The following is a 6136-nucleotide window of genomic DNA, read 5'->3' as shown; positions in this document are numbered from 1 at the left end:
TATATAAACAGTGATAGTAATATTAATAAACACCCCGCCACTTTATGAGCAGGCATCGATTCACTATACCAAAGCACACTCAGAATAACTGTCCATACCGGCTCAAGGATCATAATGATGGCAGCATTCGCAGCCGTAGTATTTTTTTGCCCTGCGGTTTGCATTACATATCGAATGCTGGTTGCAACAACCACACTAAGGAAAAACCATCCCCAAATACTGCTTGCTATTACTTCCGGCTGAGTTTCAAAGATTGCAGAAACAATCAGCCCCATACACCCTGTGACGAATAGCTGCAAACAAGTCAGTAATAAGGTTGGAATGCGACGAGCATATTTGCTGTTAAAGTTAAAATGAATCGCTAACATCACCGCACAAAGCACAAACCATATTTGGCTTGTCGACTGTTGCCACCCCCCGCCTCCACCAAACGAAAGCATCATCAAGCCAACAATAGCGATAGGTAGAGATAACCAGAATATACGCGGTGGCCGCAGTTTAAATAAAGGCCAAGCAACAAGGGGAACAAACAGCATAGAGAGGCTCATGATAAAAGCCCCCTCGCCTAGCGTCTCGCTCATAGATATTGCATATATCCATAGCAATAATGCAGCAGAAAGTAGACAGCCTACGCCCATCGCTTTGATGAGGTCACTTTTGGTAACTTGTTTAAATGAACGAATACAAAAAGGGAGTAACAGTAACGACGCTAAGACAAATCGCAACCCGATAAAACCAAACGGCGGTAAACCTTGAATCGTTTCTTTTGAAAATATCCAACCTGCCGCTGCAAGCATGGTGGTTACAACCAAAATTAAATCGGCCCGGCGTTCAAGTTTCATATTTGTCCTATTAAAAAGCAGGAATATTTATTGTATGACAATTGTTTATTAAGCCATTATATCTTACTTATAAATAGAATGGTTAAAAAAGGTCATAAAGTGACAAACTGTAGGAATATTTATAATAATACAGATATAAAAAAACTGGCCTTAGCCAGTTTTTTTGATAAAACGCTTTACGTTATACAGCTTCTCGACACATTAAACTAACCGCTAAAGTTTGAGCGAGATACATGGAGCTACTGAGCGATCGGAAGCCCATTACTTCACCTTCGATAACCTCAAAGCAAACGTCCATTTTACTACCGTTCGTGGTCATCTGATTATCTGTAATAGCAACAACAGGTACACCTTTCTCATGCGCGCTGTTAATCAATTCACTGGTTTCTGGCGCATAAGGAGTAAATGTAACGGTCAACAGTACATCATTCTTATTCATGCGACGTGTCATTGGGGTCAGCATGCCACCATGATCATCAAGTAAAATGACGTTATTGTCTGACTTCATTAAGGCATACCACAGATAAAACGCAACAGGGTAAGCACGTCGCATGCCTTGAATGTATATCGTTTCTGCGCCATCAAGTAACGATACAGCGCGATCAAGTTTCTGCGGTGAAACCGTCATCTGAAGCTGCTCTATTGCTTCAACATTTGCGGTGCCAAAATCTTGAAAAATAGCCGTTGGTGATTCAGGTTGAAACTCTTCTGTCTCACGGGCTTTACGTACACGCTCTTTGTAATCACGAGGACGGTTCAAATACTGATCACGGAACAGTGCCTGCATTGAACTAAATCCATCAAAGCCCATTGCATTGGAGAAACGGCTTAATGTGGAAAGTGGCACATTTGCTTGTTCAGCAATCGTTGCCATGGTTTCGACAGCAACGAGCATAGGCTGAGCCATGACAAAATCAGCGACCTGCTGCAAACGCTGACTTAAACTATCATAGCGTTTAACAATTAACTCTCGTAATGTGTCTAAATCGACGGGTACGTGTTCTACAACGTCCATACTTAACCGCCCTCCCATGATAATGCAATAATAACAATATATTATACCCCAGCCTTAACTTGACTGAGGTATGTTTTTTACGACAATAACTTAAAGTTACGGATCGCTTCTTCTTTCACATAAGGCATTGCTTTTTGCATGAAGTAGATACGATCAAACTTCTGTGGCTCATCGTTCATAAAGTCACGCAAATTATGACCTAATGCTTGTCGTAAACATGTACCGATGTTGAATTTTGATACACGGCTCTGCTTCAACTTATGCATGTCTTCATCACGAATACCACTTGCACCGTGGATAACCAATGGAATCGACACCTCATTCGCAATTTGATCGAGCAAACCAAAATCAATGATACACGTCGGCTCGGTAAGGCGGTGTACATTACCTACCGAAATAGCAACACAATCGGCACCACTCTCTTGAGCAAAACGAGCAGCATCTGCAGGGCTTGTATCAATTGTCTTGATATGGTCTCGACCTTCTTCATAAGGCACTGAACCAATTTCACCTTCCACTGAAGCACCAAGTGCGTGAGCAACATCGGCCACTTTACGCGTTCTTGCGATGTTCTCTTCAAGCGGTAATTGCGAACCATCAAACATCACTGAACTGAAACCCGCTTTTAGCGCGCGAAATACAATATCTTCTTCATAAGTATGGTCGAGGTGTAAGCACACTGGCACACTACTGTTATGAGCAAGATTCAGAAACATTGCCGCAGCAGTTTCAACACCGTAGAAATCAACCACATCTTTATTGCAAGCTAGAATGACAGGCTTATTTACTTCTTCTGCCGCTTCAACTACAGCGCGGGCATCTTCAAAGCCAAAGACATTAAAACAAGGAACTGAGTAGTTTGAAGCTGCTGCTTGTGGCAATAAATCATTTAAATTAACGAGCATAGTCTTCGCTCTCCTTATTATTTAAATTTGGCAATCATATCCTTGATGCCAGGAATGGTTTCCACTTGATACTCATGGTGTGGGTCGAAGTGTTGAACCAGTGATTTTGATGTTTTGCCCACGATGATCGTGAAGTAATACATTTCGTAACCTGGCGCAGCAACGCTTGGGTGGTAACCCTTATCAATCGCGATAACTGAACCCGTGCGTACATGGTAAACAGGACCGAAATCATCTTCATGCTCGTACAGAAATTGTGCACCGAAGCCAAAGTCTGGGTTAAAACGGAACTGATACACTTCTTCGTACAAGGTTTCTTTGCTACCGTCTTCTTTAACACGATCTTCATCATGCTTATGTGGCGGGAAGCCAGACCAGCCACCAGCACCAACCGTAAATAACTCACTCACCAATAAGCGGCCACGCTTGTCTGCATTAGATTGGCCTAATACATGTTTAATTTTACGGTGTGTTTTGGTGTCATCTGATCCGTATTGAACAAACTCAACATCTTCTTGACGGCTGCAAAACGGTTCCAGTGATTCTTCAAATTTACCACCAGCAATCATCACATCAGCATTGTCGCTGACACATTCAATTTCAGCGGTATAGCCAAGTGGAACATAAACCGACTCAGGGTCACCTTCCCATACCGATTTACGCTTACCGATATTGTCGAATACTTCGGTCTTTTCGCCATTGGTAACCGTGATAGAACACGTACCACCAGCTAGTACAATCACAGACTCGTAGCCTTCTACACTGTGCGTGTGTGATTCACCCTGCTTTAGGCAAACCTGATTGAAGTAACACAGTGGAGTGACTTCATCATTTACATCAACGATTGGCTGGTTCTTATTATCAAATGGTGGGATATGCTTACCCATAGTTCTCTCTCCTCACTGCCCTGTTTATAATACGTTTGTCGTTAAGCACAGCGTTATAATATTTAGATTTAATATCTTGATTTTTCAATAAAAAAGCCGGGCCTCGATGGTTTGCATATCACTTCTAAACGTGTCTAGGCTATGAATGCTGACCCGGCTGACCGTAATGACCTTTTGTCACACCGTCCGAAGACGAGTTTTAAAGGCCCTGTTCTCTAGTCTCAATAAAATCAAACAGTTGCTCTTTGGTTGGCATAGCTTCCGTACAGCTATTACCACTTACATTTATTGCTGCAGCCGCGGAGCCATGCTTCACGCCATCTTCAAGCTCTCCACCATTAACCAGCGTCCAAATAAGACCGCCTGCAAATGAGTCACCAGAACCGAATGGTTTTTGCACCTCAACACGGAAAATACCTTGTTGGAACTTATAACCATCGTTGAAATACACTTTCGAACCGAACTCACCCGCTTTAATCACCACCACTTGCGTGTTCGCACGAAGGAAGCGTTCGGCTGTCGCATCATCATCGGTATTACCCGGTGCTAACACGGTTTCCATCATGTCGAACTCTTCACGGTTACCGATAACGATGTCTGACAGACCCGCGGCAATACCGTAATAAATGGACGCATCAACATCGGTGCGCCAGGAGTACGGGCGGTAATCCACATCCAGCACCACAACGGTATTACTACGGCGCGCATGCTCCATCGCAATCAGTGTTGCTTCGCGGCTCGGGCTTTCAGACAGCGCCGTACCTGTGACAACCAGTACTTTTGAACTTGCGATGTAAGCAGGATCAACTTGCTCTGGTTTAATCGTTAAATCTGACGCCTTATTACGGTAAATCAGTACAGTGCAATCACTTGGCTTCATTTCAGTAAAAGCGACAGACGTTCGTGAGCCTGAATCGTCTGTCATCATGCCGTCAAGGTTGATACCTTGGCCTGACATGTACTGTTTTACGTAGCCGCCGAATGCATCATCAGCAACACAGCCGATGAATCCGACATTGCCACCGAGCTTGCTGACAGCGACAGCGATGTTAGCTGCAGAGCCACCAACGAACTTGTTAAACCCTGAAATATCTGCCATGTCCGTGTTGGATTCACGAGCGTATAAATCAACGCCTGCGCGGCCTAATACGATGGCATCCAAAGGACGGTCTTGCTGAAGTGCAATCTTTGTCATGGTGTTATCCTTTACTTGTATTCAACCCAAGCGGCGTTTTGGTCTGCTGACTCTACGCACTTCTCACACAGGCGTACGCCTTCAATACCCGCATCAATACCTGGGAACCAGATACCTGCCAATGCTTCTTGGTCATCGCGGTTTGCCGCATCAAATGCCATGGCGAAACGGTGGTAAAGGTTTGCCCAAGACTCAAAGTAGCCTTCTGCGTGACCACCACCAACACGGTTCGCTGCAACACCCGGTGCGTCTTGGTGTAGGTAGCCCATGCCACGCTCTAGTACTCGAGCTGGCTCGCCTTGTATTTCATAGCGAAGTTGGTTCGGTTGCTCATCCCACCATTCGATAGACGCTTTTGAGCCAACAATACGGATTTTCTGCTGGTGCATCGCGCCAGAGTTCACCGCTGAAGCCCAAAGCGTACCAACAGCACCGCCTTTGAATTCCATCATTACATGGGCATTATCTTCTAATGGCGTACGAGACTTAATGAAGCTCTGACGCATACAAGATAAGCGGTCAACTTCAAGGTCTGTCATCACTTCACACAGGTAGAACGCGTGAGTACCAATGTCACCCAATACATATGTTGGACCAGATACTTCTGGGCTTACACGCCACTTCAGACCTGGATCGTTTAACTCGTACTCTTCGTTATGGAAGCCATGCGCGAACTGCATGTTGATAACACGGATTTCACCAAGGTCGCCACGTTTCACCATTTCACGTGCTTGCTGCACCATTGGGAAGCCGCTATAGCCATACATCACACCGATAACACGGTTGTTTTTCGCTGCGATTTCTTTTAATTCTTCCGCTTCTTCCGTGGTGAAGGTAATCGGCTTTTCACACACGACATGTAGGCTTGCTTCTAGCGCGGCTTTACAAATTTCATAGTGGGTAGAGTTTGGTGTTGCAATGGAAACTGCTTGAATGCCGTCTTCACGTTGTGCTTCTTGCTCAAACATCTCTTTGTAGTTGGCATAACAACGATCGCCGTCGAGGCCAAGGTTGATACCAAAATCGCGACAACGATCAGCATTTAAATCGAATGCACCCGCGACTAATTTGAACAAACCATCACGTTGTGCTGCATTACGGTGCGAATAACCAATTTGGCTACCACGGCCACCACCGACCATTGCCCAGCGGATTGGTTGTTCAAAATGCGTTTCTTCATTAAACATAGCTTTGCTCCTTGGCAGGTATCACGACCACGTTAAGTGATACTTATCTGTGATACCTGCATATAGATATTGGAAAAATGAAAAATAATAACTTTTAACTAAATT

At 44.5% G+C, this 6136-nt stretch carries 6 protein-coding genes; all 6 read right to left on the bottom strand.

All coding sequences use genetic code 11. The features are described from left to right. On the bottom strand, window positions 1-842 hold an 842-nt coding region (locus L4D78_RS22945), incomplete at its 3' end, for a DMT family transporter (RefSeq protein ID WP_428469079.1). Window positions 843-1023: 181 nt separating this feature from the next. Further along, complete coding sequence (locus tag L4D78_RS22940; RefSeq protein ID WP_428469078.1) at window positions 1024-1857, bottom strand: MurR/RpiR family transcriptional regulator; 834 nt, start codon at window positions 1855-1857, stop codon at window positions 1024-1026. 77 nt (window positions 1858-1934) lie between these two features. Further along, window positions 1935-2762: a class II fructose-bisphosphate aldolase gene (locus L4D78_RS22935; protein ID WP_428469077.1), complete on the bottom strand. Its 828-nt coding sequence runs from the start codon at window positions 2760-2762 to the stop codon at window positions 1935-1937. A 17-nt stretch (window positions 2763-2779) separates the two neighbouring features. Then, a complete protein-coding gene (locus tag L4D78_RS22930) occupies window positions 2780-3649 on the bottom strand; it encodes a 5-deoxy-glucuronate isomerase (RefSeq protein WP_428469076.1) in 870 nt (289 codons plus the stop codon). A gap of 199 nt (window positions 3650-3848) precedes the next feature. Then, window positions 3849-4844, bottom strand: coding sequence for a 5-dehydro-2-deoxygluconokinase (gene iolC, locus L4D78_RS22925; protein ID WP_428469075.1), 996 nt, complete (start codon window positions 4842-4844; stop codon window positions 3849-3851). Window positions 4845-4855: 11 nt separating this feature from the next. After that, window positions 4856-6031: a Gfo/Idh/MocA family protein gene (locus tag L4D78_RS22920; RefSeq protein ID WP_428469074.1), complete on the bottom strand. Its 1176-nt coding sequence runs from the start codon at window positions 6029-6031 to the stop codon at window positions 4856-4858. Window positions 6032-6136: the final 105 nt, after the last annotated feature.

This window comes from Photobacterium minamisatsumaniensis, assembly GCF_050336695.1.
Classification (GTDB): domain Bacteria; phylum Pseudomonadota; class Gammaproteobacteria; order Enterobacterales; family Vibrionaceae; genus Photobacterium; species Photobacterium minamisatsumaniensis.
Note: the sequence above shows the minus strand (reverse complement) of the source record. Positions and strands in the feature narration are given on the sequence as shown.

Excerpts from the sequence above, each read along its gene's own strand:
- L4D78_RS22940 (WP_428469078.1), bottom strand. The coding sequence starts at position 1,857 with ATGGACGTTGTAGAACACGTACCCGTCGATTTAGACACATTACGAGAG.
- L4D78_RS22935 (WP_428469077.1), bottom strand. The coding sequence starts at position 2,762 with ATGCTCGTTAATTTAAATGATTTATTGCCACAAGCAGCAGCTTCAAAC.
- L4D78_RS22930 (WP_428469076.1), bottom strand. The coding sequence starts at position 3,649 with ATGGGTAAGCATATCCCACCATTTGATAATAAGAACCAGCCAATCGTT.
- iolC (WP_428469075.1), bottom strand. The coding sequence starts at position 4,844 with ATGACAAAGATTGCACTTCAGCAAGACCGTCCTTTGGATGCCATCGTA.
- L4D78_RS22920 (WP_428469074.1), bottom strand. The coding sequence starts at position 6,031 with ATGTTTAATGAAGAAACGCATTTTGAACAACCAATCCGCTGGGCAATG.